This is a genomic window from Streptomyces sp. YKOK-I1, assembly GCF_054660435.1.
On record NZ_BAAGDR010000001.1, the window covers coordinates 4,820,092 to 4,846,276 of the forward strand.

The window sequence follows — 26,185 nt, forward strand, 5'->3', positions numbered from 1 at the left end:
CGCGACCAGCCCCCATCGGCCCACAGCCGAACAACGACGCTTACGCGAGGCCCGCCTCGTGGAAGGACTCCAGCGACGGGCGAATCGTCGCGGTGAGTCCGGTCCCGGCCACCGCGTCCAACGTCTTCAGACCATCACCGGTGTTCAACACCACCGTCGTCTTCGTCGGGTCGAGCAGCCCGTTCTCGATCAGCTTCTTCGTGACGCCGACCGTCACACCACCGGCGGTCTCCGCGAAGATGCCCTCGGTCCGGGCGAGAATCCTGATCGCCTCGACGACCTGCTCGTCGGTCACGTCCTCCACCGCACCGCCCGTGCGACGCGCGATGTCGAGGACGTACGGCCCGTCCGCCGGGTTGCCGATCGCCAGCGACTTGGCGATGGTGTTCGGCTTCTGCGGGCGGACCACGTCGTGCCCGGCCTTGAAGGCCACCGACACCGGCGAGCACCCTTCCGCCTGCGCGCCGAAGATCTTGTACGGCTTGTCCTCGACGAGCCCCAGCTTGATCAGCTCCTGCAGACCCTTGTCGATCTTCGTGAGCTGGGAGCCGGAGGCGATCGGCACGACCAGCTGGTCGGGGAGTTGCCAGCCGAGCTGCTCGGCGATCTCGTACGCCAGCGTCTTGGAGCCCTCGGCGTAGTACGGCCGCAGGTTGACGTTGACGAAGCCCCAGCCCTCGCCCGCCGGGTCGCCGATGAGCTCGGAGCAGAAGCGGTTGACGTCGTCGTAGTTGCCCTCGATGCCGACCAGCTCGCCGCCGTAGACCGCGGCCATGACGACCTTGCCCTGCTCCAGGTCGTGCGGGATGAACACGCAGGAGCGGAAGCCGGCCCGCGCGGCGGCGGCGCCGACGGCACCGGCCAGGTTGCCGGTCGAGGAGCAGCTCAGGGTCGTGTACCCGAAGGCCCGCGCCGCCTCGACGGCCTGGGCGACGACCCGGTCCTTGAAGGAGTGGGTCGGGTTGCCGGAGTCGTCCTTGACGAACAGCTTGCCGGCCTCGACGCCCAGCTCGCGCGCCAGGTTGTCGGCCTTGACGAGCTTGGTCCAGCCGGGGTTGATGTTGGGCTTGTCGGCCACGTCCGCCGGGACGGGCAGCAGCGGCGCGTAACGCCAGATGTTCGCGGGTCCCGCCTCGATGCGCTTCCTGAGCTCCTCCGGGTCGTAGGAGGAGAAGTCGTACGCGATCTCGAGCGGGCCGAAACACTCCTCGCAGGCGAAGACCGGGCCGAGGGGCACGCGGTGCCCGCACTCGCGGCAGCTCAGTGCCGTGGCGGGACCCAGGTCTACGGTGGATTCGGTTGCAACAGTCTGCGCAGCCATGTGAGGCGAGGCCCTTTCTCCTCATCTTCCTCACGACGCATTTCGCCGTGAGACGGATTTGGCACCTTCCCAAGCCGGGAGCCTCGCGTGAACGAGACCGGCTGGAGGGTTGCCGGGGCTTCATCGGGCCGTATCCCTCTGCCCCTCTGGATGAGCGGTATGAAGTTGTGGACGGCGGGCCACCGAGGACATGCGATGGTCACCCGCGTTGTCCAAGACTGTAACCGACAACCTGGACAGTTGAGATAGTCGTCCGAACCGCGAGATGGATCACAGGTGAAGGAGCCGCCCACGTGCTGGAAGAAGTCGAGCGCTGGCTGACCACCCGCTCCTGGACCCTGACCGATCGCCCGCTGCACCGGATCATGGCCGCCAAACGGTCCTCGGGGCAGCGGGTCAGTGTCGTCCTGCCGGCGCTCAACGAGGAGGAGACCGTCGGCGACATCGTCGCGGTCATCCGCCACGACCTCATGCAGCAGGTCCCCCTGGTCGACGAGCTCGTGGTCGTCGACTCGGGCTCGACCGACCGCACGGCCGCGGTCGCGGCGGCGGCCGGCGCGCGGGTCGTCCACCGCGACACGATCCTGCCCCGCCTCCCGGCCGTGCCCGGCAAGGGCGAGGTCCTGTGGCGCTCCCTGCTCGTCACCACCGGCGACATCGTGTGCTTCATCGACGCCGACCTCAGGGAGTTCTCCTCGGACTTCGTCTCCGGCATCGTCGGCCCGCTGCTCACCGACCCCGCGGTGGACCTCGTCAAGGGGATGTACGACCGTCCCCTGGGCGGCGCCGCCGGGCAGGGCGGCCGGGTCACCGAGCTGATGGCGCGCCCGCTGCTGAACCTGCACTGGCCGCAGCTGGCCGGTTTCGTGCAGCCGCTCGGCGGCGAGTACGCGGCCCGCCGCTCGCTGCTCGAACAGCTGCCGTTCCCGGTGGGGTACGGCGTCGAGCTCGGGATGCTGATCGACTCGCTGCACCTGGTGGGCCTCGACGCGCTCGCGCAGGTCGACGTCGGGGTGCGCAAGCACCGCCACCAGGACGGGCAGGCCCTCGGCCGGATGTCGGCGGCGATCTACCGCACCGCCCAGCTGCGGCTGGCCCGCGGCCATCTCGTCCGCCCCGCCCTCACCCAGTTCGAGCGCGGCGCCGACGGTTTCGAGCCGCGGACGTACTCGGTGGACACGGAGGAGCGGCCGCCGATGGCGGAGATCGCGGAGTACCGGTCCCGCAAGGTCGCGTAACAACCGGGGCGGGTCGTATACGGCGATATACGGCCGGATACGACCCCTCCACACAGCGCCACCGTACGTTTGAGCGTTTCCCGACCGGGCTAGGTTGAGGCGTATGGCTTCCACGCACGACGCTGCTGCTCGGGGTGCTCAGGTGCTGGTCGCGTCCAACCGCGGCCCGGTCTCCTACTCGGTGGGCGAGGACGGCTCGCTGCACTCGAAACGCGGGGGCGGCGGGCTGGTCTCCGGTCTGTCGGCGATCGGCCCCGAGGCGGGCGCCCTGTGGGTGTGCTCGGCGCTGTCCGACGGCGACCGGGAGGCGGTCCGGCGCGGGGTCGGCGAGGAGGGCGTGCGGATGCTGCCCGTTCCCGCCGACGTGCACGCGGACGCCTACAACGGCATCGCGAACTCGGTGCTCTGGTTCATCCACCACCTGCTGTACCAGACCCCGCTGGAACCGGCCTTCGACACCGGGTTCCGGCGCCAGTGGGCGTCGTACGAGACGTACAACCGCGCCTTCGCTCAGGCGCTCGCGGAGGAGGCGGGGCCGGGCGCGGCGGTCCTCGTGCAGGACTACCACCTCTGTCTGGTCCCGGGGATGCTCCGCGCGCTCCGCCCCGACCTGCGGATCGGGCACTTCTCGCACACGCCGTGGGCGCCGGTGGACTACTTCGGGCTGCTGCCGACGGACATCCGCGAGCAGCTGCTGCGGGGCATGCTCGGCGCGGACCGGCTGGGCTTCCTCACCCGGCGCTGGGCGGACGCGTTCACCGCGTGCTGCGCGGAGTACGTGGGCGGCACGGGCGGCACCCGGATCGGGGTGCACGGTCTGGGCGCGGACGCCGACTTCCTGCGCGAGCGCGCGCACCGGCCGGACGTGGCGGAGCGGATCGCCGCCCTGCGCGCGGAGATCGGGGGCGCGGAGTCGGGGGGCGAGCGGCGCCGGACGATCGTCCGGGTCGACCGCACCGAGCTGTCGAAGAACATCGTGCGCGGTCTGCTGGCGTACCGGCAGCTGCTCGACGACCACCCCGAGTGGCGGGAGCGGGTCGTCCACATCGCCTTCGCCTACCCCTCCCGGCAGGATCTCGCCGTCTACCGCGACTACACGGCGGAGGTGGCACGGCTGTCGGCGGAGATCAACGAGCGGTACGGCACCCCGGGCTGGACCCCGGTCCTGCTGAACCTGGAGGACGACTTCGCCCGCTCCCTCGCCGCCTACCGCCTCGCGGACGTGGCCCTGGTCAACCCCATCCGGGACGGGATGAACCTGGTCGCCAAGGAGGTCCCGGTGGTCTCCGACGAGGGCTGCGCGCTGGTGCTGTCGCGGGAGGCGGGGGCGTACTGGGAGCTGGGCGAGGACGCGCTCGTGGTGAACCCGTACGACGTCCTGGAGACGGCCCGCGCCCTGCACGAGGCCCTGACCATGGGGCCGGAGGAGCGCGCCGAGCGCGTCAAACGGCTGGCCGCCGCCGCGACCGCGCTGCCCCCGGCCCAGTGGTTCCTGGACCAGCTGACGGCCCTGCGGGACCCTCAGCCCAGCTGAGCGGCCAGGTCCCGCAGGAGGCGTACGACGCCGGCGGGGCCGTCGACGACCAGGTCGGCGCGGGTGGCGAGTTCCGTCACCTCGGTGGAGCCGCTGCAGACGAGGAGGCCGGGGACGCCGTCCTGGCGGAGTTTCTCGACGGCGGCGAAGGCGGGGAGGTCCCCGAGGTCGTCCCCGGCGTAGAGGACGGACCCGGCGCCGGTGGCGCGGACGTGGTCGAGGAGGGCGACGCCCTTGTCCATGCCGGGCGGGCGCAGTTCCAGGACGTACCGGCCGGGTTCGACGATCAGGCCGTGGCGGGCGGCGAGGGCGGCGAGGGGGTCGCGGAGGGCCTCGAAGGCGGCGAGGGGGTCGGTGGCGCGGCGGGTGTGCACGGCGACGGCCCGGCCGCCCTTCTCCTCCACCCACACGCCCTGCCCGGTGTCGGCGGCCGCCAGGACGGCGGGCAGTTCGGCGCGGGCGGCGGCGACGCCCGGGTGGGGTGCGGGGGCGGTGATCTCCTGGGTGCGGGCCTCCCACCGTTCGGCGCCGTAGTGGCCGAGGACGGTGAGGTGGTCCAGTCCCCTGGCGCCCGCGAAGCCGCCGTTGCGGACGGCCACCTCCGCGGGGCGGCCGGTGATGACGGCGACGGCGGCGACCTTGGGTGCGAGGGCCGCGAGGGCGGGGAGGGCGTCGGGGTGGGCGCGGGCGTCCTCGGGGTTCTCGACGATCGGGGCGAGCGTGCCGTCGAAGTCGAGGCCGACGAGGGTGGCGGCGGGGCGCGCGAGAATCGCGGCGAGGGCCTCACGGCCCGCCGGGGTCGTGGGTGCGGGGTCCGTTGAGTACGTCTCCTGGGTGCCCATACGGCGACCCTAGCGGTCGCCCCGCCTGCTCTCCCGGACCCTTCTCAGTCTGTTCACCGTCACCGGGTCGTGGGCCAGTGCCCTCGGGTCGTCCAGCAGGGCGTTGAGGAGTTGGTAGTAGCGGACCGGGGAGAGGTCGAGTTCCTCGCGGATGGCGCGTTCCTTGGCGCCGGGGCCGGGGAAGGTGCGGCGCTCCAGGGCGAGGATGTTCCGTTCCCTCGTCTCCAGCTGTTCCGGCATTCCCCGCACCTCCGGCGCTCCCGCGTTCCTGAGCACCGTAACCCCGGCCACCGACAGCGGGCTCACTCCCCCGCGGCGTTCTGCGCGGTCACCGCCGTCGACTGGAGGTCGGACAGGACGGCCGCCGGGTCGCCGGAGGGGGTCACGGCCTTGCCGATGCCCTTCTTGACGGCCGCGCTGACCTGCGCCCAGGAGGTCCGTCCGACGGGGTAGACCTCGGCGAGCGGGAGTTCCTCCAGGAAGGGCCGCAGCGGTGCGTCCCGCTCGGCCGTGCTCATGATCTGGGAGGCGGAGGCGGTGACGGGCAGCAGGTCGTACTCGCGGGAGAAGCCGAGCACGTTCCGCTCGCTGTAGACGAAGTCGAGGAACCGGCCGATCTGCTCGGCGTGCCCGTTCTTCCTGAAGGCGGTCATCCAGTCGGCGACGCCCATGGCGACCTTGGAGGGGCCGTCGACACCGGGCATCGGCACCATGCCGAACTTCACGCCGGTCTTCTGGGCCATCTTCATCAGGGAGGGATGCCCGTTGAGCATGCCGACCTGTCCGTCGGCGAACGCCGCGAACGCGTCCGCGCGGTTGAGCGAGCCCGGTGCGACCGGTCCGGTGAGCCCCTTGCCGACCAGCTTGGCCTTCAGCCAGTCGAACGTCTCGACGTTCTCGGTCGAGTCGATGCTGTAGCTGCTGGAGGTCCGGGCGTAGCCGCCCCCGCCGCTGAGCAGCCACTGGAGGGTCTCGGCCTGTGCCTCCTCGGGGCCGAGGGGCAGCGCGTAGGGGTACTTCACGCCGTCGGCCTTGAGCTGCGCGGCGTCCTCGGCGAGTTCGGCCCAGGTGGTCGGCGGGGTGATCCCGGCCTCGGCGAAGAGGGTCTTGTTGTAGAAGAGCAGCCGGGTGGAGGAGGCGAACGGCATGCCGTACTGCACGCCCCGCACCTTGCCCGCGGTGGCGAGCTGCTGCACGAAGTCGGCCTGGACGGTGACGGAGAGCAGGTCGTCCGCCCGGTACAGCCGGTCGGCGGCCGCGTAGTCGGCGTAGGAGCCGATCTGCGCCATGTCGGGCGGGTGCCCGGCGTCGACCATGGCCTTGACCTTGGCGTCGACGTCGTTCCAGGAGGAGACGGTGACGTCGACGGTGACGTCGGGGTGCTTCTTCTCGTACGCCTCGACCAGCGCGCCCCAGTACTTCGTGGAGCTGTTGGAGGCGCTGTCGCCGTAGTCGGCGGCGACGAGTGTGAGGGTGGTGTGCTCGGAGCCGGCGGTCAGTCCGCAGCCGGACAGCACCGCCGCCAGGCCCAGCGTGGACAGTGCGCCCACGATCGGCGTCACTGACTTCCCTGCCTGCCGGTGCACGCGTCGCCCCTTCCTCCCGAATTGATTGTTCATACCAATGGGTCCGATATCCGGAACAAGGTCTACACCATGTGGGTGGACTAGACCTCTTTTGGGTCTCATGAGGCGGCACCGTACCCCCAAGACGGGTAAGTGGACTAGACCTCTCACCGTTCCTCGGTCCACACTGTTCCCGTGAGACATGTCATCGCCCTCGACGTGGGCGGCACCGGGATGAAGGCGGCGCTGGTCGGCGCCGACGGCACCCTCCTGCACCAGGACCGGCGGCCCACCGGCCGCGAGCGCGGTCCCGACGCGGTGGTGGACGCCATCCTCGGCTTCGCCGCCGACCTGCGCGCCCACGGCGTCGAGCGGCTCGGCGAGCCCGCGGCCGCCGCGGGCGTCGCCGTGCCCGGCATCGTCGACGAGACCGACGGCATCGCCGTCTACGCGGCCAACCTGGGCTGGCGGGACGTCCCCCTGCGCACGCTCCTCACCGAACGGCTCGGCACCCCCGTCGCCCTCGGCCACGACGTCCGCACCGGCGGGCTCGCCGAGGGCCGGGTCGGCGCGGGCCGGGGCGCGGACCGCTTCCTGTTCGTGGCCCTGGGCACCGGCATCGCGGGCGCGATCGGCGTCGACGGCCGGGTGGAGGCGGGGGCGCACGGCTTCGCCGGCGAGATCGGCCATGTCGTCGTACGGCCCGGCGGCACCCCGTGCCCCTGCGGGCAGCGCGGCTGTCTGGAGCGGTTCGCCTCGGCGGCGGCGGTGTCCGAGGCCTGGGCGGCGGCCTGCGGGGACCCGGAGGCGGACGCGGCGGACTGCGCCAAGGCGGTCGCGTCCGGCGACCCGAACGCCGTCCGGGTCTGGCAGCGGGCGGTGGACGCGCTCGCCGACGGCCTGGTCACCGCCCTCACCCTGCTGGACCCGCGCACCCTCGTCATCGGCGGCGGCCTCGCGGAGGCCGGGGACACCCTGTTCACCCCGCTCCGGGACGCCGTCCGCGCCCGGGTCACCTTCCAGAAACTCCCGGAGATCGTCCCGGCGGCCCTGGGCGACACCGCGGGCTGCCGCGGCGCGGGCCTGCTGGCCTGGGATCTTCTCCACCACACCATCGACAGTTCGGAGGTAACCGCGTGACGGCAACGCCCCCAGGGGCGCGGGGAACTGCGCGACCAGCCACAACGCTCCCGCACCCCGCAACGGCCGGCACCCCCCTGCTGCTGACCGGTGCCAACGTGGTCATGCCGACAGGAATCGTCCGGGGCGGCCAAGTCGCCGTCGACGGCACCGGCATCACCGCCGCCACCCCGGCGAACGCCCACGTCATCGACGCAACCGGCCACTGGCTGGTCCCCGGCTTCGTGGACCTCCACAACCACGGCGGAGGCGGAGCCTCCTTCTCCGGCACCGCGGACGACGTACAGCGGGCGATCCACACCCACCGCCGGCACGGCACCACCACCCTCGTCGCCTCCACCGTCACCGACGACATGGACGTCCTGGTCCGCCAGGCCGGCCTGCTGAGCGAGCTGACCGAGCAGGGCGACCTGGCCGGCATCCATTTCGAGGGCCCGTTCATCTCGCCCTGCCGCAAGGGCGCCCACTCCGAGGCGCTGCTGCGCGACCCCGACCCGGCGGACGTCCGCAAACTGCTGGACGCGGCGCGCGGCGCGGCCCGCATGGTCACCCTCGCCACCGAACTCCCGGGCGGACTGGACTCCGTACGGCTGCTCGTGGACCGGGGCGTGATCGCGGCGGTGGGGCACACGGACGCGACGTACGAGCAGACGGTTCAGGCCATCGACGCGGGCGCGACGGTCGCCACCCACCTCTTCAACGCGATGCCGCCACTCGGCCACCGCGCCCCCGGGCCGATCGCCGCCCTCCTGCAGGACGAGCGGATCACGGTCGAGCTGATCAACGACGGCACCCATCTGCACCCCGCCTCCCTGGCCCTGGCGTTCCGTCACGCGGGGGCGCACCGGGTCGCGTTCATCACCGACGCGATGGACGCGGCCGGCATCGGCGACGGCCGCTACCTGCTGGGACCGCTGGAGGTCGAGGTCAGCGAGGGGGTGGCCCGGCTGGTGGAGGGCGGTTCGATCGCCGGCTCGACACTGACCCAGGACCGTGCCTTCAAGCGGGCGGTGACCGTCGACCGGATCCCGGTGGAGGCCGCCGTCACCGCGCTGTCCGCGACCCCGGCCCGCGTCCTCGGCCTCTTTGACACCGTGGGCTCCCTGGAGCCCGGCAAGGACGCCGACCTGGTCCTTCTCGACGAGAACTTCGACGTCAGGGGCGTGATGCGCAAGGGCGATTGGGTGGTGGATCCCCAACTGGGCTGAAAAGTCCCCTCCGTCGAGGACGGTGACCGACCGGGGGTCTGGGCCGGTCGCCGTCCTTTTGGCATGATCGGGCCCCGGACACAGTCACGCGCACGCGGCATCGCTCGGGGGAGGTCGGCACAGGTGATCCTCACGGTCACGCTGAACACCGCTCTCGACCTCACCTACCGCGTCCCGGCGCTGCGGCCGCACGCCGCGCACCGGGTGACGGAGGTGACGGAGCGTCCGGGCGGCAAGGGGCTGAACGTGGCGCGGGTGCTGGCCGCGCTGGGGCACGAGGTGACGGTCACCGGTTTCGCGGGCGGGGCGACCGGGCGGGTCGTCCGGGAACGGCTCCCGATGGCGATCGGCGACGCGCTCCTGCCCGTCTCCGGCGCCACCCGCCGCACGGTCGCCGTCGTCGACACCCGCACCGGTGACACCACGCGGTTCAACGAGCCCGGGCCGCTGATCACCCCGGCCGAGTGGTCCGCCTTCCAGGAGGCGTACGAGGATCTGGTCGCCGACGCCGACGCGGTGGCCCTGTGCGGGAGTCTGCCGCCGGGGGTGCCGGTGGGGGCGTACGCGGGACTGGTGCGCAAGGCGCGGGCGGCGGGGGTGCCGGTGCTGCTGGACACCAGCGGGGAGCCGCTGCGGCGGGGGGTCGCCGCCCGCCCGGACCTGGTCAAGCCGAACGCCGAGGAACTGGCCGAACTCACCGGCTCGCACGAGCCGCTGAGGGCGACTCAGGACGCGCGCCGGCGTGGCGCGCAGGCCGTGGTGGCCTCGCTGGGCCCCGACGGCCTGATCGCGGCGACCCCCGAGGGCCGCTGGCGCGCCACCCCGCCCACCCGCGTCCACGGCAACCCGACGGGCGCGGGCGACTCCGCCGCCGCGGGCCTCCTCTCGGCCCTGGTGGAAGGCCTCCCCTGGCCGGCCCGCCTGACCCGGGCGGTGGCCCTCTCGGCGGCAACGGTCCTCGCCCCGACGGCCGGCGACTTCGACCGCCCCATGTACGAGGCCCTCCTGGACGACGTCACGGTGACCGGGGAGGCCACGGCTGCCTGAGCGGTCAGCGCTTGACCTGGCCCGCCTTCAGGTACAGCTGGTCGAGCAGGACATCGCACTTGTCGCCGCTCTCGCAGGACAGGCTGATCGTGTTCGTGCCCTTGGTGAGGGTGGGCCACGAGTACGTCGTCGTCCAGCCCTTGGCGAAGTCGCCGTCGGCGGCCTTCGCGTAGTTCTTCAGGCTCATCGGGCTGCCGAACTTCTTGCCGTTGATGGTGAGCGTCATCGACTGGTCCTCACCGGCGGTGCTGTAGTGCGCGAAGAGGGTGTACGTGCCGTCCGAGGGGATGCTGTTGACCGTCCAGGTCACCGACGCGCCCTGGTTGTTCAGGTTGCTGACGTAGATCCCGCCGTCCGCCTGGGCGCCCTCGACGTCGGAGGCGAGCGAGGCGCCGCCGCCGAGCTTGAGCGCCTTCGCGTCGATGGGCGGGATGTCCTCCGCCGCCTCGCCGGTGGAGGACTCGCTCGGGGAGGCGCTCGCGGAGGCGGAGGCCGAGGGGGAGACCTCGCCGCCCGCCTGGTTGTTGTCGCCGGTGCCGGAGTCGCCGTTGGCCATGGCCACCGCGATGCCGATCACGACGGCGGCGACCACGGCCACCGCGCCGATCAGGAGGCCCTTGGTGTTGGGGCCGCGGCCCCGGCCGCCACCGCCCGGTACGGGCTGCTGACGGCCGGTCGGGCCGCCGGAGCCGGGGAAGGTCTCGGGTGCCGCGTAGTTCGCGTTCGGCTGGCCGTAGGCGCCCTGCTGGGGCACCGTGGGCTGGCCGTACTGACCGTACTGCGCGGTCTGCTGCGGCTGCGGCTGTCCGTACTGGCGCTCACCGACCGCACGCACTCTGTTGACCGAGCCCGGGTAGCCGTAGCCACCGGAGGGTGGCTGGGCGCCGTTGGCCTGGCCGTCGGCGTAGAGGTAGCCGAACGGGTCGTCGTCCTCGGGCGTACTCGCGCCGTTGTTGCCGGGCGTCATCCCTTCGTACTCCTCAACAGGTGCGGGGCTGATGCGTTGCAAGGTGCGAATGGCGAGCCTACCCGGTCCAGCTGCCCCGAACGGGTGACCCGGATCGCATCACCTCGGCGACCTGGGGGCTGACCTGGCGGTTCGTCGGAGTTTCACCCCGCACGTCTGTGCTGTTTGGGACGAGATCGTTTCTCGACGTACATCCGCTCGTCGGCGGATTTCAGGACTTCGTCGGCGGTCATCCCGCAGTGCGCCCAGCCGATGCCGAAGCTGGCGCCCACCCGGACCGCCCGCCCCTCGGCGCGGATCGGCTGGATGATCTCGTTGCGCAGGCGTACGGCGAGGTCGGCGGCGTCGGCGCGGCCGAGGCCGTCGGCGAGGATCACGAACTCGTCGCCGCCGAGCCGGGCGACCGTGTCACCGTCGCGGACGGCCCGCGACAGCCGCCGGGCGACCTCGATGAGGACCGCGTCACCCGCGTTGTGCCCGAACCGGTCGTTGATCGACTTGAAGCCGTCGAGGTCGCAGAAGAGGACGGCGAGCCCCTTGGTGCCGTCGTCGCGCGCGGCGTCCTCGGGGGCGGCGGTGTGGACGTGGTGGTCGTAGCCGTCGTAGGACTCGGCTCCGGCCGGGCGGTAGTCGAAGCCGTGGCCGTTGGCGTCGAAGGCGGGGTGGCCGTAGGTCTGGTCCATGGCGTCGACGGCGGCGGGGTGGGCCGACTGGGGGCGTGAACAGATCCGGGCCGAGAGCCGCGAGCGCAGTTCCGCGGAGTTCGGCAGACCGGTGAGGGAGTCGTGCGAGGCGCGGTGGGCGAGCTGGAGCTCGCGGCGCTTGCGCTCCTCGATGTCCTCGACGTGGGTGAGGAGGAAGCGGGGCCCGTCGGCGGCGTCGGCGACGACGGAGTTGCGCAGGGAGACCCAGACGTAGGTGCCGTCGCGGCGGCCGAGCCGCAGCTCGGCGCGCCCGCCCTCGGCGGACGTACGGAGCAGGGTGCCTATGTCCTCGGGGTGGACGAGGTCGGAGAACGAGTAGCGGCGCATCGTGGAGGCGGGGCGGCCGAGCAGCCGGCACAGGGCGTCGTTGGTGCGCAGGATCCGCCCGTGCTGGTCGCCGCCCATCTCGGCTATCGCCATGCCGGAGGGGGCGTACTCGAAGGCCTGGCGGAAGGACTCCTCGCTGGCGCGCAGGGCCTGCTGCTCCCGTTCGAGGCGGACCAGTGCCCGCTGCATATTCGCACGTAGACGCGCGTTGCTGATGGCGATGGCGGCCTGGAACGCGTACATCTGGAGCGCCTCGCGCCCCCAGGCGCCGGGCCGGCGGCCGTTGCGCGGCCGGTCCACGGACAGGACGCCTATCAGCTCACCGCAGGTGCCGCCGCTGCCGGGCGGGGCGGGGGTGTACATCGGGGCGAAGAGCCGGTCGGAGGGGTGCCACTCGTCCTCGAAGCGGGGGGCGGGCCCGTCGGTGTACCACTGCGGGACGTCGTCGTCGTCGAGGATCCAGCCCTCGGTGTGGGGTATGAAGATCAGGTCGCCCCAGGTCTCGCCCATGTTCAGCCGGCGTTCCCAGGACTCACGGGAGCCGACCCGGCCGGTGATGAGGGCCTCGGCGGCGGGGTTCCCGGAGAAGGCGGCCACCACGAGGTCCCCGTCGGGGCGCACGAGGTTGACGCACGCGAGCTCGTAGCCCAGCGCGGTGACCACACCGTCGGCGACGGTCTGCAGTGTTTCGGCCAGGCTGCGGGCCGTGTTCATCTCGGCCATGACCTGGTGCAGCTGTCGCAGGGACGCAAGACGGACGTACGGCTCCGACTCGGTCTCCATGCTTCGCCCTCCCCCCGAGACTTCGCAGCGAATCAAGGGTTGTCTTCGGCGTAACGTTCGTTTCTGTCGTTCCAGTCCGTTGCGTATGTCCTAGTGACACCTCCGCCACTGAATCACAGCGCGCTGCCCACTCGGTACACAGGGTCAACAATTAATGCGTCTTGTGACTCAAGTCACAGACGAACCTGAACATTTGAGTGGAGTTTCTGCGTTTTCCCTGTGCGTTTACTGAACGCGGCACGCACACAACAAATCGGTCCAGGGACCTACGACCCTACTCGGACCGAGGTCCGATGCGGCGGGCCGGTCATCGACACTAGCGTTCCGGGCGTGGCTACCGACGTACTGAAGACCCCTGCCGCCCCCGCCTTTGGGCATCCTGAGGGAGTGAGCAGCGAAGAGTTCCGCGCCGTGATGTCCCGGCTGGCCGGCGGGGTGGTCCTGGTGACCGCGCAGGAGCCGCCGCTGGACCCGGACGACCCCGGGGCGCCGGACGGCGAGGACGCCGGCATGACGGCGACGGCGTTCCTCTCGGTCTCCCTGGACCCGCCCCTGGTGCTGGTCAGCCTGCGCACGGGCTCCCGGATGGACGACCTGCTGGACGAACAGCCGCTGTGGGCGGTGTCGGTGCTCTCCGAGAGCCAGCGGCACATCGCGGGCCGGTTCGCGATGAAGGGCCGGCTCAGCGACCGGCTGCTCTTCGAGGACATCCCCTACGTCCGCGGCGAGGCGACCGGGGCGCCGCTGGTGGGCGGTGCGCTGGGGACCCTGGAGTGCCGGACCGAGCAGCGGGTGGCGGCGGGCGACCACACGCTCGTGATCGGGCGGGTGCTGAAGGCGCGGATGCCGAGCGCGGACGGCGGTCCGCTGCTGTATTTCCGCGGCCGCTACCGGCAGTTGGGCTGAACGGAATTCAGTGGCCGAAGGTGACGGGCCGCCTTGCCTTTCCGGGACTTCTCTCAGGCTCGAAGAAATCACCTCCGGGAATCTCGACACCGCTCTCGCGGTCAAGGCCGGGCCCGAGCAGGAATTCGCAGTCGCACCCGTGGTGAGGGACGGTGACCGTCCTGGGTGCTTCGACATCGCTTCCGGGGAACAGGGCCGCGGTGACGGCCGTTTCGCCGTGCAATCGGTCGCGGACGACGCCGCACACGAAAGACGGTCCGCACCGTCAGGCGGCCGCCCGGGCCCGGCATTCCTCCAGGAAGTCCAGCAGGCGCAGATGGTGGCGGCGGGCGGAGCGGCCGAGGCTGATGTTGTGGCCGGCGTCCGGTTCGTGGTCGACGCGGACGGGGGCGGTGAGGGAGCGGGTCAGCTCGCGCAGGGCCGGCGGGTCCCAGGCCCACAGGCGCTCGTACTCCGCGAAGGTGAACCGCACGGGGACGCGGATACGGCGGGCCACGTCGGCGTACCGGCCGGGCCAGCCGGGGATCTCCTCGGCCTCCCGCACCGGGACGGGCGCGAGGAAACGGCGCGCGAGCCGGAAGGTGTCCGGCGGGTAGAGGGTGAGCGGGCCCCAGTGCAGCCGGGGGTCGGGGCGGTGGCGCAGGGCGGCGAGCCGGTCGGGCGGTACGGCCCAGCGGGCGCCGACCCCGGAGACGTCCACGCCGAGCAGCCGGTCGTCCCTGCCCGCCGTGGCCGCCGCGGTCAGCGCGACCTTGCCGCCGAGCGAGTGCCCCACGAGCAGGAACCCGGCCCCCGTCGCGTGTCCGTCGGCGTACGCCCGGACGGCCGCCCGCACGCACCGGGCCTGCTCGGCGAGACACAGTCCGTGCGGCAGCGCACGCGCGGAACGGCCGTAACCGGGCCGGTCCAGGGCGAGGGCGGCATAACCGGCGCCGGCGGCGAGCGTGAGGAGGGAGGTGGAGGCGTCGGCCTGACCGTGGAAGTACCCGGCGGCCATACCGCTGCCGTGCAGGGCGACGAGAACCGCACGGGGCGGTACGCCGTCCGGGGGAAGTGCGAGCAGCCCGGACAACGGGACGTCCCCACCGTCGAGCTCGACCCGCCGGACCTGCTCCGTCTGCCGCACGCCCATGCCACCGCTCCTCGCTGCCGAGCTGCCGACCCCTGCGGTCCAATGTCACATCGATGGGGGCGGGGTGCCCGGCGGGGAGGGGCGGATTCAGGTCCAGTTGCGGCCGGTTCTGCCCTGCTTCGTTTCCGAGCGGGCCTTCTTCTGTCTGAGGCGGCGTTCGTTGATGCCGCGGGGGATGCGGGTGGGGCGGCGCGGCTTGGGCGGCGGGGCGGTCGCCTCGGCGAGGAGCGCCGCGAGGCGTACCGCGGCGGTCTCCCGGTTGCGCCACTGGGAGCGGTGCTCGGAGGCGCGTACGACGATCACGCCGTCGACCAGACGGCCGGCGAGCCGCTCCAGCGCCCGCGCCTTCCACACCTCGGGCAGGGCCTCGGTGCCGGCGAGGTCGAAGCGGAGCTCCACCTGCGAGTCGCTCGTGTTGACGTGCTGCCCGCCCGGCCCCGAGGACCGCGAGAAACGCCACGCCAGCTCGGCCTCGGGGAGCGGGACGGAACCGCGGATGAGATAGGGACCGGACATGTCCCCCATGGTCGCCCGCCGGGCATGCCCGCGTCATCCGAAATTCCCAGGTAAAGAAAGCAAAGAGACCTGGAACCTTGTGTACCCCTCTTGGCGTTCATACCGGTAGCTGTAGCTTTCTGCCGTACCTGAACCGAGGGAAGGGTCCCAAACCATGGCTGTAAGCCTGTCCAAGGGTGGCAACGTCTCGCTCACCAAGGAGGCTCCGGGCCTGACCGCCGTCACCGTGGGCCTCGGCTGGGACGTCCGCACCACCACCGGCACCGACTTCGACCTCGACGCCTCCGCCATCGCGGTCAACACCCAGGGCAAGGTCTACTCCGACGCCCACTTCGTCTTCTTCAACAACAAGCAGACCCCGGACAGCACGATCGTCCACACCGGCGACAACCGCACCGGCGAGGGCGCGGGCGACGACGAGGCGATCAACGTCAACCTGGCCGGCCTCCCCGCCGACATCGACAAGATCGTCTTCCCGGTCTCGATCTACGACGCGGAGAACCGCTCGCAGAACTTCGGCCAGGTCCGCAACGCCTACATCCGCATCGTGAACCAGGCCGGCGGCGCCGAGATCGCCCGCTACGACCTCTCGGAGGACGCGGCGACCGAGACCGCCATGGTCTTCGGCGAGCTGTACCGCAACGGCGCGGAGTGGAAGTTCCGCGCGGTCGGCCAGGGTTACGCCTCCGGCCTGGTCGGCATCGCCCAGGACTTCGGCGTCAACGTCTGATCCAGCACGCGATCAGCGGCTGATCCGCATCCGATCAAGCCATCGAGGGGCCCCGGTTCACGCCAGGGGCCCCTCGTGCGCGTGCGGGCACCGAGGGATAACCCCACGCATGGCCGATTCACTGCAAGTTTCAAACATCAGCCCCTAGGCTCTCCTCGTCCCCCACGAGAAACGGAGCCGGCCCACCATGTCCCCCACGTCCCCCCACTCCGACTTACCTGCCGGGTCGAACGACCCCGACGCGGACTGTACGGCCACCGACGGCGGTCCCCTCACGATCCCCGCGATCCCCACGATCCCCACGATCCTGATGGACGACGAGGCGCTCGACGACTTCCTCACCGCCGCCGTCGGCGAGTACCAGCTCATCACCCCCACGACCCCGCTCCCCTGCTTCGCCCTCCTCCTCGGCACCACCGGCCCCACGACCCTGCACGTCGAACGCGTCGCCTTCGGCCGCAACGCCCGCACCACGGACCCTGCGGCCCGCCGCGAGTTCAGCGAGACGATCGTCCCGCGCTTCGGCCCGGCGTACGAGAACGAGCACCGCGCCTGGTGGGTCGACTCCCGTGACCTGCTGAAGGCCTCCCGGGAGGCGGAGGCCCTGGGCCTGGAGCTGCTCGGCTCGATCCATATGCACCCCGACTGGCACCGCATCGGCCCGCCGCAGGAACGCGGCCTGGTCCTCAGCGAACGGCCCACCCCGATGGACCGTCATGTCTTCGCCCAGACGGCCTGGCCCATCAACGTCATCTGCTACCTGGAACGCCGGAACGACGCCTTCTACCACGCCCTCGCGGCCTGGTCCCCGGCCCTTTCCGGCGCCGACGACCGCACCGAACTCGCCGAACTCACCGAACTCCCCTTACGCATCCGCACCCGAACGAAGGTGGGCGCATGAGCGCAGACAACGCAAGCACGCCGGACGAGGCGGCGATCCACGCCCTGTGGGACACCATGGCGCGGGGCTGGGCGGCGGCCGACGCGCCGCTGTTCGCCTCCGTGTTCGCCGCCGACTGCGACTTCACCACCGTCCGCGGCGACAAGCCCCGGGGCCGGACCGGCATCGAGGAGGGCCACGCCGCCCTGTTCGCCGGCCCGTACGCGGGCACCCGTCTGACGGCCCGCGTCCGGGCCGTACGCCCGCTCCGCCCCGGACTGGCCACGGTGGACGCCGAGTCGACGATCCACACGGCGGACGGCACGGCGATCGCCACGACCCACGCGCTGGCGGTGGTGGAGCGAACGGCCCCTCCCGAGGACGGCGGCTGGCGCGTCACCGCCTTCCACAACATGATCCCCGCCGCCCCCGCCGCGCCCCCCGAGCCCGCCCGTCCTCGGCTCCGCCACCTCGCGATCGTCGCCAGGGACCCGGAGAAGCTGGCCGGCTTCTACTCCTCGGTCTTCTCCCTGGAGCTCTTCCACCGGGACCCCGACGGCAGTTGCTTCCTCTCCGACGGCTATCTCTCCCTGGCCCTCATCAAGCACCAACTCGACGGTGACACCCCGGTCGGCATGAACCACTTCGGCTTCCACATCGCCGACACGGGGACCGTGTCGACGGCCCTCACGGATGCCGGGACCCCCAAGCCGGCGGAACGCTTCACCAACCGCCCCTTCGCCGAGTACCGCGCGATGGACCCGGAGGGCAACTGGTTCGACCTCTCCGAACACGGGTTCGGCGGACCGAAGCCCTGACCCCGGCCCGCCCGGCTAGCCTGCCCCCGTGATCCTCGAACCGCTCCCCCTCACCCCCGACCGCGACATCCCCGCCCCGCTGCTCACCGAACTCACCGCGCTGTACGCCTCGAACCGCGAGTTCCAGGCGCTCAGCGGTGACTTCCCCGATCCGGACGACATCCGGCCGGAGCAGGTGGCGCGGGCGCTGGCGGACGAGTTGGCCGGTCCGAGGGTGGAGGTGCTGCTCGCGAGGAGCGAGGGGCGGCTGGTCGGGCTGGCGATCACCCTGGACCGTCACCCCGACCCGGCCGACCCGGATCCCTGGATCGGGCTGCTGATGGTCGACGCGGGGGCGCACGGGCAGGGGTACGGGCGGCGGATCGCCGAGCGCGTGGCGGAACGCTTCCGCGCCGACGGGCGTACGGCCGTACGGCTCGCCGTGCTCGACGCCAACCCCAAGGGGCTCGCCTTCTGGACCGCCCTCGGCTACGAGGTCATCGGGCACCGGCCCGATCTGCAACTCGGCCGCCCGTGCTCCGTGCTCCGCAAACAGCTCGTCATGGACCGCCGCTCCGCCCGGGTCGCCGTGCTCGACCCCGCGGGCGGCGTCTTCCTCTTCCGGTACGACAACGAGGACATCGGCCCGCACTGGGCCCTGCCCGGCGGCGGGCTGGAGGAGGGCGAGACCCCGCCCGAGGGCGCCCTGCGCGAACTGCGGGAGGAGACGGGGTGGGCGGATCTCGCACCCGGACCGCTGCTGTGCACCTGGGAGCACGACTTCACCCGCTTCGGCGTCCGCGTCCACCAGCACGACCACATCTATCTCGCCCGCGGCCCGCACCGGGAGCCCACCGGACCGCACCTCGCCGCCGCCCACGCCGCCGAGGGCATCCTCGCCTGGCGCTGGTGGACCCGGGACGAACTGCGCGTGCCCGCCGAGCCCGTGTGGCCACCCCATCTGGCCCGGCTGCTCGACCGGTTCGACCGCTCCGGCCGGTCCGACCGGTCCGACCGGTCCGACGAGGAGGGCTGAGCGGGCCTCAGCCCCTCAGCTCCGGTCTGCCCTCCCCGTGCAGCCAGTCGTCCCAGATCTCGTCGAAGTCCTCGTCCGGCGCCTGTCGCTCGACGTACGCCGTGAAGTCGTCGGCGTCCGCGGTGCCGTGGCGGTGGGCGGCGGTCCAGCCCTGGACGATGTCGTAGAAGGTGTCGTCGCCGACGGTCTGCCGGATGCGGTGGACGACCATCGCGCCGCGCTGGTAGACGGGGTCGGACGAGATGTCCTCGGCGGTCGGGGGATCGCCGGGCGGGAAGTCCCACAGGTCGGGGTAGTCGTCCTCGCCGTGCTCGTAGAGGTCGGTGAAGGTCTCCTCCGCCGTGGCGCCGCCCTCGTCCTCCTCCCACAGCCATTCGGCGTAGGTCGCGAAGGCCTCGTTGAGCCACATGTCCCGCCAGGTCCTCGGGGTGACGGAGTCGCCGAACCACTGGTGGGCGATCTCGTGGACGAGGGTGGCGGTGTCCGGGGCGCCGGGGAAGACGGGGCGGTTCTGGGTCTCCAGGGCGTAGCCGGAGTCCTCCGGGCGGTCGACGATCGCGCCGGCGGAGGTGAAGGGGTAGGGGCCGAAGTTGTCCTGCGCCCAGTCCATGACCTCCGGCAGCCGGGCCAGCACCTCACGGCTCGCGGAGACCTGCGTCGGGTCGACCGCGACGTACACCGGCAGCCCGTCCTTCGTCGTGGAGCGGGTGACGGTGTAGCGGCCGACGGCGAGGGTGGCCAGGTAGCTCGCCATGGGTTCGGCGGTGTGCCAGGTGAAGGTGGCGCGGTCGCCGACGGTCCGCTCCCCGGCCTGCTCGCCGTTGGAGACGGCCGTCAGCCCCTTCGGGACGGTGACCGCGAGGTCGTACGACGCCTTGTCGGAGGGGTGGTGGTTGCCGGGGAACCAGGCCATGGAGCCGACCGGTTCCCCGAGGGCCAGGGCGCCGTCGGCCGTGCGCAGCCAGCCCTCCTGCGAGCCGTCGGGGTCGGTGATGGGCCGCGGGGTGCCGGAGTAGGCGACCGTGACGCGGAACGTCTCGCCCCGGTCGAGGGTGCGGGAAGGGCGGACGCTCAGCTCCTGGCCCTCGCGGCTCCAGTCGGCCCGGGTGCCCTCGACCGTGACCTTCTGGACGCTCAGTCCCTTCAGGTCCAGGTGGAAGGAGTCGAGGTCCTGCGTGGCGCGGGCCGTGATCACCGCCGAGCCGGTCAGCGCCGGGCGGCCCCCGGGGTCGTAGGCGAGGGTCAGGTCGTAGTGCGTGACGTCGTATCCGCCGTTGCCGGCCTGCGGGAAGTACGGGTCGCCGACGCCCGCCGCCCCGTCGGCTCCCCGCCCGCCGCCGCCCGAGCAGGCGGTGAGGAGGAGCAGTGCGAGGACGGAGCGCACGTATCGGGGCACAACCGCGATCCTACGAGGGCATGACACCATCACCCTCGTGCTCGACATCGGCTACGCCCTCTCCAACCGCTTCCCCGACCCGCCGCAGACCGACTACCGGCGCGCGGACGTCCACGCGCTGCGGCACGACCTGTTCTGCGGTGATGTCTACCTCGCCGACACCAAGGCGGACCGGGAGCTGTCCACAGCCTGGGGATGGGTGCCGGTGCTGGACTTCGCGTGGGCGCTGTGCGACATCGTGGAGCGGATCGACCGGGACCCGGCGGGCTCACGCGCCTCCCGCCCCCAGCACGCCGAGCTGGACTTCACCGAGTCCACCGACCGCATGCTCTTCGAGCGCCGCTTCGGCTGGGTGGACGTCGAGGCCGACTGGATGCCGGCCGAGGAACCCCCGCTGACCTTCTCCCACACCGAACTGCGCCGCGAGTCCCGCGACTTCCTCCACGACCTCCTCGCCGATCTGATCGACCTGCACGAGGACCTCGGCGAGAACCCGGCGATCTGGACCCTCCAGGCCCGCTTCCCCCGCGTCGGCTGACACCCGCGTCGGCCGACACCCGCGTCGGCCGACCCACACGCCCTAGCCCTCCACCCTGAGCCCCAGTTGCGCCGCCAGCACCGGTGCCAGGTCCAGGAGCTGGGCCGCGCTGATCACCGCGCCCGACAGCCGGTCCACGCCCGAGGCGATCCCCAGCTCCGCCGCGCCGCGCAGATCGACGTCGGTGAGGGTGGCCGCCGTGAAGTCCGCCGCCCGCACCGCGCAGTCCACGAACTCCACCCGCTCCAGCCGGGCCCCGCCGAAGTCCGGCTCGACGAGCACACAGCCCTGGAAGACGACGTCCCGCAGCCGCGCCTGCCGCAGATTCAGGAAGTCGATCTTCCCGCCGCGGACCAGCACCCGCTCCAGCACGGCGCCGTACATCTGTGTCCCGCCCAGACGGGCCTCGGCCAGCTCGACATCGCGCAGGGTCGCCTCCGCGAGATCGGTGCCGACGCCCCGGACACCGGTGAGGACCGAGTCGAGGAAGCGGGCGTGTCTGAGCCCCGTGCCGTCCAGCGCGCACTCCGCCAGGGCGCAGTCCATGAAGCGGGCCCCCGCGCCGTCCTGCCCGGCGAGGTCCAGCTCGCGGAACTCCAGCCCGTCGTAGTCCCCGTCGGGCTCCAGCCCCCCGCCCTCGTACGGCTCCAGCGCGGGCAGCCGCACCTCGGGCCGCCGCGCCCCCTTCACTCCCGCACCGCCACTCGCTCGCCTCGCCATGCCCCCATCGTGCACCCCACCACTGACAACACCCCTGACCTGCGACTTCCCGCCCTTGCTTGACCTCAAGGATGCTTGAGGTTGAACCGTGGATCCCCTGAACGGCACACCGACACACCCATGGGGGACCCCGATGCACGCCATCCGTCTGCACACCTTCGGCCCGGCCGGGAACCTCTCCCACGAGGAGGTGGACGACCCCGCCCCCGGCCCCGGACAGGTCCGTGTCGCCGTACGGGCCGCGGGCGTGCACCTCCTGGACACCGCCCTGCGCGAGGGCGTGCAGGGCCCGCCCGCCCCCGCGCCGAGCGCGCTGCCCACGATCCCCGGTCGGGAGGTCGCCGGAGTCGTCGAGTCGCTCGGCGCGGGCACCCCCGGCTCCTGGCTCGGCCGGCGGGTCGTCGCCCACCTCGGCTTCGCGCCGGGCGGCTACGCCGAGCTGGCCGTCACCGACGCCGCGCGGCTGCACGAGATCCCGCCGGGCCTGGACTTCGCCGAGGCCGTCGCGATGATCGGCACGGGGCGTACGGCGCTGGGGGTCCTGCAGTTCGCCGAGCTCGGGCCGGACGCCGTGGTCCTCGTCCCGGCGGCCGCCGGAGGCATCGGCACCCTCCTCGTCCAGTACGCGCGGAGCACCGGCGCCACGGTCGCCGGTCTGGCCGGCGGGCCCCGCAAGACGGCCCTGGCCGCGGCGAACGGCGCCGATCCGGCCGTCGACTACGACGACCCCGGCTGGCCGCGGACGGTCCGCGCCGCGCTGGGCGGCCGGGCCGTCACGGTCGTCCTCGACGGCGTCGGCGGGGAGGTCGCCCGCGAGGCCGTGGCCCTCCTCGGTCCCGGCGGGCGGCATCTCGTCTTCGGCTGGTCCGCCGAGGGGATCCGCCACGGGCAGGGCCACTTCGTCGAGGGCGTCTCGCAGTCGGTCCTCGGGCCCGTGATGCTGGAGCGGGCCGGTGGTCTGCGCGCCCTGGAGGAACGCGCCCTCGCCGAGGCCGCCGCCGGCCGGCTCACCCCGGCCGTCCAGCGCTTCCCGCTCGCCGAGGCAGCCGCCGCGCACCGCGCCCTGGAGACCCGCCGGACGGTCGGGAAGGTGGTGCTGGAGCCCTGACGGCCCGCCCGCCGCCCGCCCGCCGGGCCCCCGCCCGAGCACCCGCCCGAGCACCCGCCTAAAAAGTCGCCCAAGTCACCGAACGGGGATGCATTACCTCCCGATTCGTGGTCTTCTGGGCAAATGAGTGCCACCCGGACAGGTGAATCCTCGACGGAGGCCGACCCCCGCCGCTGGTGGGGGCTGGTGATCATCGCTCTCGCCCAGCTGATGGTCGTCCTGGACGCGACGATCGTGAACATCGCGCTCCCCTCCGCCCAGCGGGACCTCGGCATCTCGGACGGCAACCGGCAGTGGGTCATCACCGCCTACACCCTCGCCTTCGGCGGTCTGCTGCTGCTCGGCGGCCGGATCTCCGACCTCGTGGGCCGCAAACGCACCTTCGTCATCGGACTGATCGGCTTCGCGGGCGCCTCCGCGCTCGGCGGCGCGGCCGTCAGCCCCGGGATGCTGTTCGGCGCCCGCGCCCTGCAGGGCGTCTTCGCCGCCGTCCTCGCACCCTCCGCGCTCAGCCTGCTCACCACGACGTTCACCGACCCCAGGGAACGCGGCAAGGCCTTCGGCATCTACGGCGCCCTGGCCGGCAGCGGCGCCGCGATCGGGTTCATCGTGGGCGGCGTGCTCACCGAGTACCTGGACTGGCGCTGGTGCCTCTACGTGAACGTGCCCATCGCGATCGTCGCGGTGCTCGGCGCGACCGTCCTGCTGCACGACTCCCCCGGCAACCCGGCCCGGCTCGACGCGCCCGGGGCGATCCTGGGCTGCGGCGGTCTGTTCGCGATCGTCTACGGCTTCAGCGAGGCCGAGTCGCGCGGCTGGAGCGATCCGTTCGTGCTGTCGCTGTTCGCGGTCGGGGTCGTGCTGCTCACGGCCTTCGTGTGGTGGCAGACGCGCGCCCCGAGCCCGCTGCTGCCGCTGCACATCGTCAAGGACCGCAACCGCGCGGGCTGTCTGCTGACGATGATGCTGGCCGTCATCGGCATGTTCGGCCTGTTCCTGTTCATGACCTACTACCTCCAGGTCATCCTCGGCTACTCGCCCATGAAGACCGGCTTCGCCTTCCTGCCGCTCACCCTCGCGATCATCGTCGGCTCCACCCAGATCTCGGCCCGGCTGATGAGCCGGGTGCAGCCGCGCGCGCTGATGGTCCCCGGCATGGTCCTCGCCGCGAGCGGCATGGTGATCCTCACCCAGATGGGGGTGGACTCCTCCTACACCAGCGAGATCCTGCCCGCGCTGCTGCTCATGGGGCTCGGCATGGGCCTGACCTTCATGCCGGTGTTCGCCACGGCCACCGCGGGCGTCGCCCCGAAGGACGCGGGCGTCACCTCGGCCACCGTGAACACCTCGCAGCAGGTGGGCGGGTCCATCGGGACGGCGCTGCTCAACACCATCGCCACCACCAGCAGCGCCGCCTACATCACGGCCCACCTCACCCGCCCCGCCGAACGAGGCGCCGTCACCCGCGAGGGCATCGTCCACGGCTACACGGTCGCCATCTGGTGGGCCGCCGGGGTCATGCTCCTGGCGGGCCTGGTCGCGGGCGTGATGGTGACGGCGAAACCCCCGAAACACGAACTCCCGTCCCAGGAGGCGGTCCCGGAGTCGGTGGGCTGAGCACCCGGGTGGGCCGAACTCACATCACGCCACTCCCGGCGGAGCGCTCAGTGCCGCCCCGCCACCCGGTCCGCGAGCCGGGCCAGCCGTGAGGAACCCGCGCTGTGGGTCCGCGTCTCGCGGCGGTCGGCGGTGCGGTAGGTGGCGTACATGCCCTGGACGCCCAGCCAGCGCAGCGGTTCCGGTTCCCAGCGGCGGACCTGGTGGCCGACCCACGGCAGGACGGTCAGCTCGGTGTTGCCGCCCTGCCCGGAGTCCAGCAGCACCAGGTCGCGCAGGGTCCGGCCGGCCAGGTTGGTGGTGGCGACGCCCGAGCCGACGTAACCGCCCGCCCAGCCGAGACCCGAGGCCCGGTCGAGGGTGACCGTGGCGCACCAGTCACGCGGCACGCCGAGCACCCCGGACCAGGCGTGCGCGATCCGCACCCCGGCGAGCGCCGGGAAGAAGGCGACGAGGATGTCCCGCAGCGCCTCGACGGTCTCGGGCTGGGTGCGCCCGTCGTGGTCGGTGCGCGAGCCGAAGCGGTACGGCACCCCGCGCCCGCCGAGCGCGATCCGCCCGTCGGCGGTGCGCTGGGCGTACATGTAGGCGTGCGCCATGTCCCCGAGCGCCTCCCGGCCCTCCCAGCCGACGGCCGCCCACTGTTCGCCGGTGAGCGGCTCGGTGGCGATCATCGAGGAGTTCATGGGCAGCCAGGTCCGCCGCTCGCCCTTCAGCGCGGCCGTGAAACCCTCGGTGCAGCGCAGGACGTACGGCGCGCGCACGGTGCCGTACGGCGTCACGGCCCGTCCGGCGTGGATCTCGGTGACCGGCGTCGACTCGTGCACCTGGACGCCCAGCGCCTCGACGGCCGCCGCGAGCCCCTTGACCAGCTTCACCGGATGCACCCGCGCCCCGTGCGGGGTCCACGTCGAGCCGACGGCCCCCGTGATCCGCAGCCGCTCGGCGGTCTCCCGGGCGCCGTACAGCTCGCGGTCGGTCTCGCCGTACGACAGTTCGTGCGCGTGGAAGTCCTTGAGCCGGGCCAGTTGCGCGGGGGTGCGGGCCACCTCCAGGACGCCTCCGACATGGACGTCGGCGTCGACGCCCTCCTCGGCGAGCGCCCGCACCACCTCGGCGACGGTGTCGTTCATGGCGCGCTGGAGCCGTACGGCGGCCTCGTGGCCGTGCAGGGCGGCATAGCGGTCGCGGCCCGCGATGCCGTTGTAGAGCCAGCCGCCGTTGCGGCCGGAGGCGCCGTAGCCGCAGAACCGCTGCTCCAGGACGGTGATCCGCAGATCGGGGGCGGCCTTCTTCAGGTAGTACGCCGTCCACAGCCCGGTGTAGCCGCCGCCGACGATCACGACGTCGGCGGACCGGTCGCCGCCCAGCGGCTCCCGTACGGCCGGGAGTCCGTCGTCCGCGTACCAGTAGGAGATCCCGCCGTTCACGACATCGCTTGCCGAGGTGCTCATGGCCGGACGTTATCCGGGGAAACGCCCCCTGTCTCCTTCGGATTCCGTACTCTTTCCCGCCCTCTGACCAGCGGACGGCAGCCGAGCCCGATGAGGACGGCGACGAAGTGGCCGAAGTCGGTGAAGGTCGGCCCGGCGGCCAGCGGCACCGCGAAGAACGCGAGCACGACCGCCAGATACGCCCAACGCCACGGCGTGCGGATCCGGTAACCGAGCACCCCGACCACCCCCGCGAGCGCGTAACTCACGCCCACGTCAAGGGTGTTGACCGAGGAGGCCGGTGCGATCCCGTCCCGGATCGCCTTGAGCAGCGCGCCCTCGCTGACCAGGGTGGCCAGCACATGCGCCGCCACGCACACCGTCAGCCAGCGCCAGGTCCCCAGCCAGCGCTCGGCCTGTGCGTGGAAGACGGAGTACAGCACCGCGTACGGCAGCCAGTACCCGCCGTCGATCCACATCGCACTCGCGATCAGCACCCGCACGGGGTGCCGGGACAGCTCATGGAGGTTGGTCGACCGCTGCCGCAGGAACTCCTGCTCGAACTCCGGGGACATGTGGTGCAGGGCGACCGTGGTGAAGAACAGGACCGCCAGCCACACATAGGTGCCGGGCGCGCTGCGGACGTACGACCACACCGCCCGCCGCACAGCGGAAAACCGCGGGAGCCGATTCACACCCG

General features: G+C 72.3%; 25 protein-coding genes and 1 riboswitch. Of the genes, 13 read left to right on the forward strand and 12 right to left on the reverse strand.

The window, feature by feature from the left end; translation table 11 throughout:
- Window positions 1-40: 40 nt before the first annotated feature.
- Complete coding sequence (gene thrC, locus ACYQ8Q_RS21130) at window positions 41-1,321, reverse strand: threonine synthase (RefSeq protein WP_460067039.1); 1,281 nt, start codon at window positions 1,319-1,321, stop codon at window positions 41-43.
- Window positions 1,322-1,339: 18 nt separating this feature from the next.
- A riboswitch (SAM riboswitch) is annotated at window positions 1,340-1,478 on the reverse strand.
- A 136-nt stretch (window positions 1,479-1,614) separates the two neighbouring features.
- Here thrC and ACYQ8Q_RS21135 point away from each other — a divergent pair.
- Both ACYQ8Q_RS21135 and ACYQ8Q_RS21140 read left to right on the forward strand, forming a co-directional pair.
- Window positions 1,615-2,559, forward strand: coding sequence for a glucosyl-3-phosphoglycerate synthase (locus tag ACYQ8Q_RS21135; protein ID WP_460067041.1), 945 nt, complete (start codon window positions 1,615-1,617; stop codon window positions 2,557-2,559).
- A 103-nt stretch (window positions 2,560-2,662) separates the two neighbouring features.
- Window positions 2,663-4,093 (forward strand): alpha,alpha-trehalose-phosphate synthase (UDP-forming), encoded by a 1,431-nt coding sequence (locus ACYQ8Q_RS21140; RefSeq protein ID WP_460067043.1) that lies wholly within the window; start codon window positions 2,663-2,665, stop codon window positions 4,091-4,093.
- On the opposite strand, the gene otsB is transcribed toward ACYQ8Q_RS21140, so the two are convergent.
- The 3 genes from otsB to ACYQ8Q_RS21155 form a co-directional block, all read right to left on the reverse strand.
- The gene (otsB, locus tag ACYQ8Q_RS21145; RefSeq protein ID WP_460067045.1) at window positions 4,081-4,935 is read right to left on the reverse strand and encodes a trehalose-phosphatase; all 855 of its coding nucleotides are present in this window, start codon (window positions 4,933-4,935) and stop codon (window positions 4,081-4,083) included. The two genes, ACYQ8Q_RS21140 and otsB, sit on opposite strands and share 13 nt — an antisense overlap.
- A gap of 9 nt (window positions 4,936-4,944) precedes the next feature.
- Window positions 4,945-5,175: a DUF3263 domain-containing protein gene (locus tag ACYQ8Q_RS21150; protein ID WP_460067047.1), complete on the reverse strand. Its 231-nt coding sequence runs from the start codon at window positions 5,173-5,175 to the stop codon at window positions 4,945-4,947.
- 62 nt (window positions 5,176-5,237) lie between these two features.
- On the reverse strand, window positions 5,238-6,497 hold the full coding sequence (locus ACYQ8Q_RS21155) for an ABC transporter substrate-binding protein (protein ID WP_460067048.1): 1,260 nt from the start codon (window positions 6,495-6,497) through the stop codon (window positions 5,238-5,240).
- Window positions 6,498-6,695: 198 nt separating this feature from the next.
- Between ACYQ8Q_RS21155 and ACYQ8Q_RS21160 the strand changes: the two genes are divergently transcribed.
- From ACYQ8Q_RS21160 to ACYQ8Q_RS21170, 3 genes are all read left to right on the forward strand, one after another.
- Window positions 6,696-7,640 (forward strand): ROK family protein, encoded by a 945-nt coding sequence (locus ACYQ8Q_RS21160; protein ID WP_460067049.1) that lies wholly within the window; start codon window positions 6,696-6,698, stop codon window positions 7,638-7,640.
- A gap of 104 nt (window positions 7,641-7,744) precedes the next feature.
- Window positions 7,745-8,848 carry an N-acetylglucosamine-6-phosphate deacetylase gene (nagA, locus tag ACYQ8Q_RS21165; RefSeq protein ID WP_460067051.1) on the forward strand — a complete coding sequence of 368 codons (1,104 nt, stop codon included), beginning with the start codon at window positions 7,745-7,747 and terminating at the stop codon, window positions 8,846-8,848.
- Window positions 8,849-8,971: 123 nt separating this feature from the next.
- Window positions 8,972-9,895: a 1-phosphofructokinase family hexose kinase gene (locus ACYQ8Q_RS21170; protein ID WP_460067053.1), complete on the forward strand. Its 924-nt coding sequence runs from the start codon at window positions 8,972-8,974 to the stop codon at window positions 9,893-9,895.
- 4 nt (window positions 9,896-9,899) lie between these two features.
- Here the strand turns inward: ACYQ8Q_RS21170 and ACYQ8Q_RS21175 are convergent, their stop codons facing one another.
- Window positions 9,900-10,862 carry a carbohydrate-binding protein gene (locus tag ACYQ8Q_RS21175; protein ID WP_460067055.1) on the reverse strand — a complete coding sequence of 321 codons (963 nt, stop codon included), beginning with the start codon at window positions 10,860-10,862 and terminating at the stop codon, window positions 9,900-9,902.
- Between the two features lie 143 nt (window positions 10,863-11,005).
- On the reverse strand, window positions 11,006-12,676 hold the full coding sequence (gene cdgB, locus ACYQ8Q_RS21180; RefSeq protein WP_460067058.1) for a diguanylate cyclase CdgB: 1,671 nt from the start codon (window positions 12,674-12,676) through the stop codon (window positions 11,006-11,008).
- A gap of 387 nt (window positions 12,677-13,063) precedes the next feature.
- Here cdgB and ACYQ8Q_RS21185 point away from each other — a divergent pair, with 387 nt between their 5' ends.
- Window positions 13,064-13,582, forward strand: a complete 519-nt coding sequence (locus tag ACYQ8Q_RS21185; protein ID WP_460067059.1) for a flavin reductase family protein — start codon at window positions 13,064-13,066, stop codon at window positions 13,580-13,582.
- Between the two features lie 265 nt (window positions 13,583-13,847).
- Here the strand turns inward: ACYQ8Q_RS21185 and ACYQ8Q_RS21190 are convergent, their stop codons facing one another.
- Both ACYQ8Q_RS21190 and arfB read right to left on the reverse strand, forming a co-directional pair.
- Window positions 13,848-14,714, reverse strand: coding sequence for an alpha/beta hydrolase (locus ACYQ8Q_RS21190; protein WP_460067060.1), 867 nt, complete (start codon window positions 14,712-14,714; stop codon window positions 13,848-13,850).
- 87 nt (window positions 14,715-14,801) lie between these two features.
- Window positions 14,802-15,239 carry an alternative ribosome rescue aminoacyl-tRNA hydrolase ArfB gene (gene arfB / locus ACYQ8Q_RS21195; RefSeq protein WP_460067062.1) on the reverse strand — a complete coding sequence of 146 codons (438 nt, stop codon included), beginning with the start codon at window positions 15,237-15,239 and terminating at the stop codon, window positions 14,802-14,804.
- 145 nt (window positions 15,240-15,384) lie between these two features.
- Here arfB and ACYQ8Q_RS21200 point away from each other — a divergent pair, with 145 nt between their 5' ends.
- From ACYQ8Q_RS21200 to ACYQ8Q_RS21215, 4 genes are all read left to right on the forward strand, one after another.
- Window positions 15,385-15,960 (forward strand): TerD family protein, encoded by a 576-nt coding sequence (locus ACYQ8Q_RS21200; protein WP_037709701.1) that lies wholly within the window; start codon window positions 15,385-15,387, stop codon window positions 15,958-15,960.
- A gap of 187 nt (window positions 15,961-16,147) precedes the next feature.
- The gene (locus ACYQ8Q_RS21205; RefSeq protein ID WP_460067065.1) at window positions 16,148-16,861 is read left to right on the forward strand and encodes an MPN domain-containing protein; all 714 of its coding nucleotides are present in this window, start codon (window positions 16,148-16,150) and stop codon (window positions 16,859-16,861) included.
- Window positions 16,858-17,658 carry an SgcJ/EcaC family oxidoreductase gene (locus tag ACYQ8Q_RS21210; RefSeq protein WP_460067068.1) on the forward strand — a complete coding sequence of 267 codons (801 nt, stop codon included), beginning with the start codon at window positions 16,858-16,860 and terminating at the stop codon, window positions 17,656-17,658. Before ACYQ8Q_RS21205 ends, ACYQ8Q_RS21210 begins: the two co-directional genes overlap by 4 nt.
- A gap of 28 nt (window positions 17,659-17,686) precedes the next feature.
- Complete coding sequence (locus ACYQ8Q_RS21215) at window positions 17,687-18,673, forward strand: GNAT family N-acetyltransferase (RefSeq protein WP_460067069.1); 987 nt, start codon at window positions 17,687-17,689, stop codon at window positions 18,671-18,673.
- A gap of 7 nt (window positions 18,674-18,680) precedes the next feature.
- On the opposite strand, the gene ACYQ8Q_RS21220 is transcribed toward ACYQ8Q_RS21215, so the two are convergent.
- Window positions 18,681-20,099: a M1 family metallopeptidase gene (locus ACYQ8Q_RS21220; protein ID WP_460073434.1), complete on the reverse strand. Its 1,419-nt coding sequence runs from the start codon at window positions 20,097-20,099 to the stop codon at window positions 18,681-18,683.
- 7 nt (window positions 20,100-20,106) lie between these two features.
- Between ACYQ8Q_RS21220 and ACYQ8Q_RS21225 the strand changes: the two genes are divergently transcribed.
- The gene (locus ACYQ8Q_RS21225) at window positions 20,107-20,607 is read left to right on the forward strand and encodes a hypothetical protein (RefSeq protein WP_460067071.1); all 501 of its coding nucleotides are present in this window, start codon (window positions 20,107-20,109) and stop codon (window positions 20,605-20,607) included.
- A gap of 42 nt (window positions 20,608-20,649) precedes the next feature.
- Here the strand turns inward: ACYQ8Q_RS21225 and ACYQ8Q_RS21230 are convergent, their stop codons facing one another.
- Window positions 20,650-21,327, reverse strand: coding sequence for a pentapeptide repeat-containing protein (locus tag ACYQ8Q_RS21230; protein WP_460067073.1), 678 nt, complete (start codon window positions 21,325-21,327; stop codon window positions 20,650-20,652).
- Window positions 21,328-21,460: 133 nt separating this feature from the next.
- Here ACYQ8Q_RS21230 and ACYQ8Q_RS21235 point away from each other — a divergent pair, with 133 nt between their 5' ends.
- Together ACYQ8Q_RS21235 and ACYQ8Q_RS21240 are read left to right on the forward strand one after the other, a co-directional pair.
- Window positions 21,461-22,435, forward strand: coding sequence for a zinc-binding dehydrogenase (locus ACYQ8Q_RS21235; RefSeq protein WP_460067075.1), 975 nt, complete (start codon window positions 21,461-21,463; stop codon window positions 22,433-22,435).
- Window positions 22,436-22,558: 123 nt separating this feature from the next.
- Window positions 22,559-24,052, forward strand: coding sequence for an MFS transporter (locus tag ACYQ8Q_RS21240; protein ID WP_460067077.1), 1,494 nt, complete (start codon window positions 22,559-22,561; stop codon window positions 24,050-24,052).
- Between the two features lie 47 nt (window positions 24,053-24,099).
- Here ACYQ8Q_RS21240 and ACYQ8Q_RS21245 read toward each other — a convergent pair whose 3' ends face one another.
- The gene (locus ACYQ8Q_RS21245) at window positions 24,100-25,506 is read right to left on the reverse strand and encodes an NAD(P)/FAD-dependent oxidoreductase (RefSeq protein WP_460067078.1); all 1,407 of its coding nucleotides are present in this window, start codon (window positions 25,504-25,506) and stop codon (window positions 24,100-24,102) included.
- The gene (locus tag ACYQ8Q_RS21250) at window positions 25,503-26,180 is read right to left on the reverse strand and encodes a rhomboid-like protein (protein WP_460067079.1); all 678 of its coding nucleotides are present in this window, start codon (window positions 26,178-26,180) and stop codon (window positions 25,503-25,505) included. The genes ACYQ8Q_RS21245 and ACYQ8Q_RS21250 overlap by 4 nt, the downstream gene beginning before the upstream one ends.
- Window positions 26,181-26,185 lie beyond the last annotated feature (5 nt).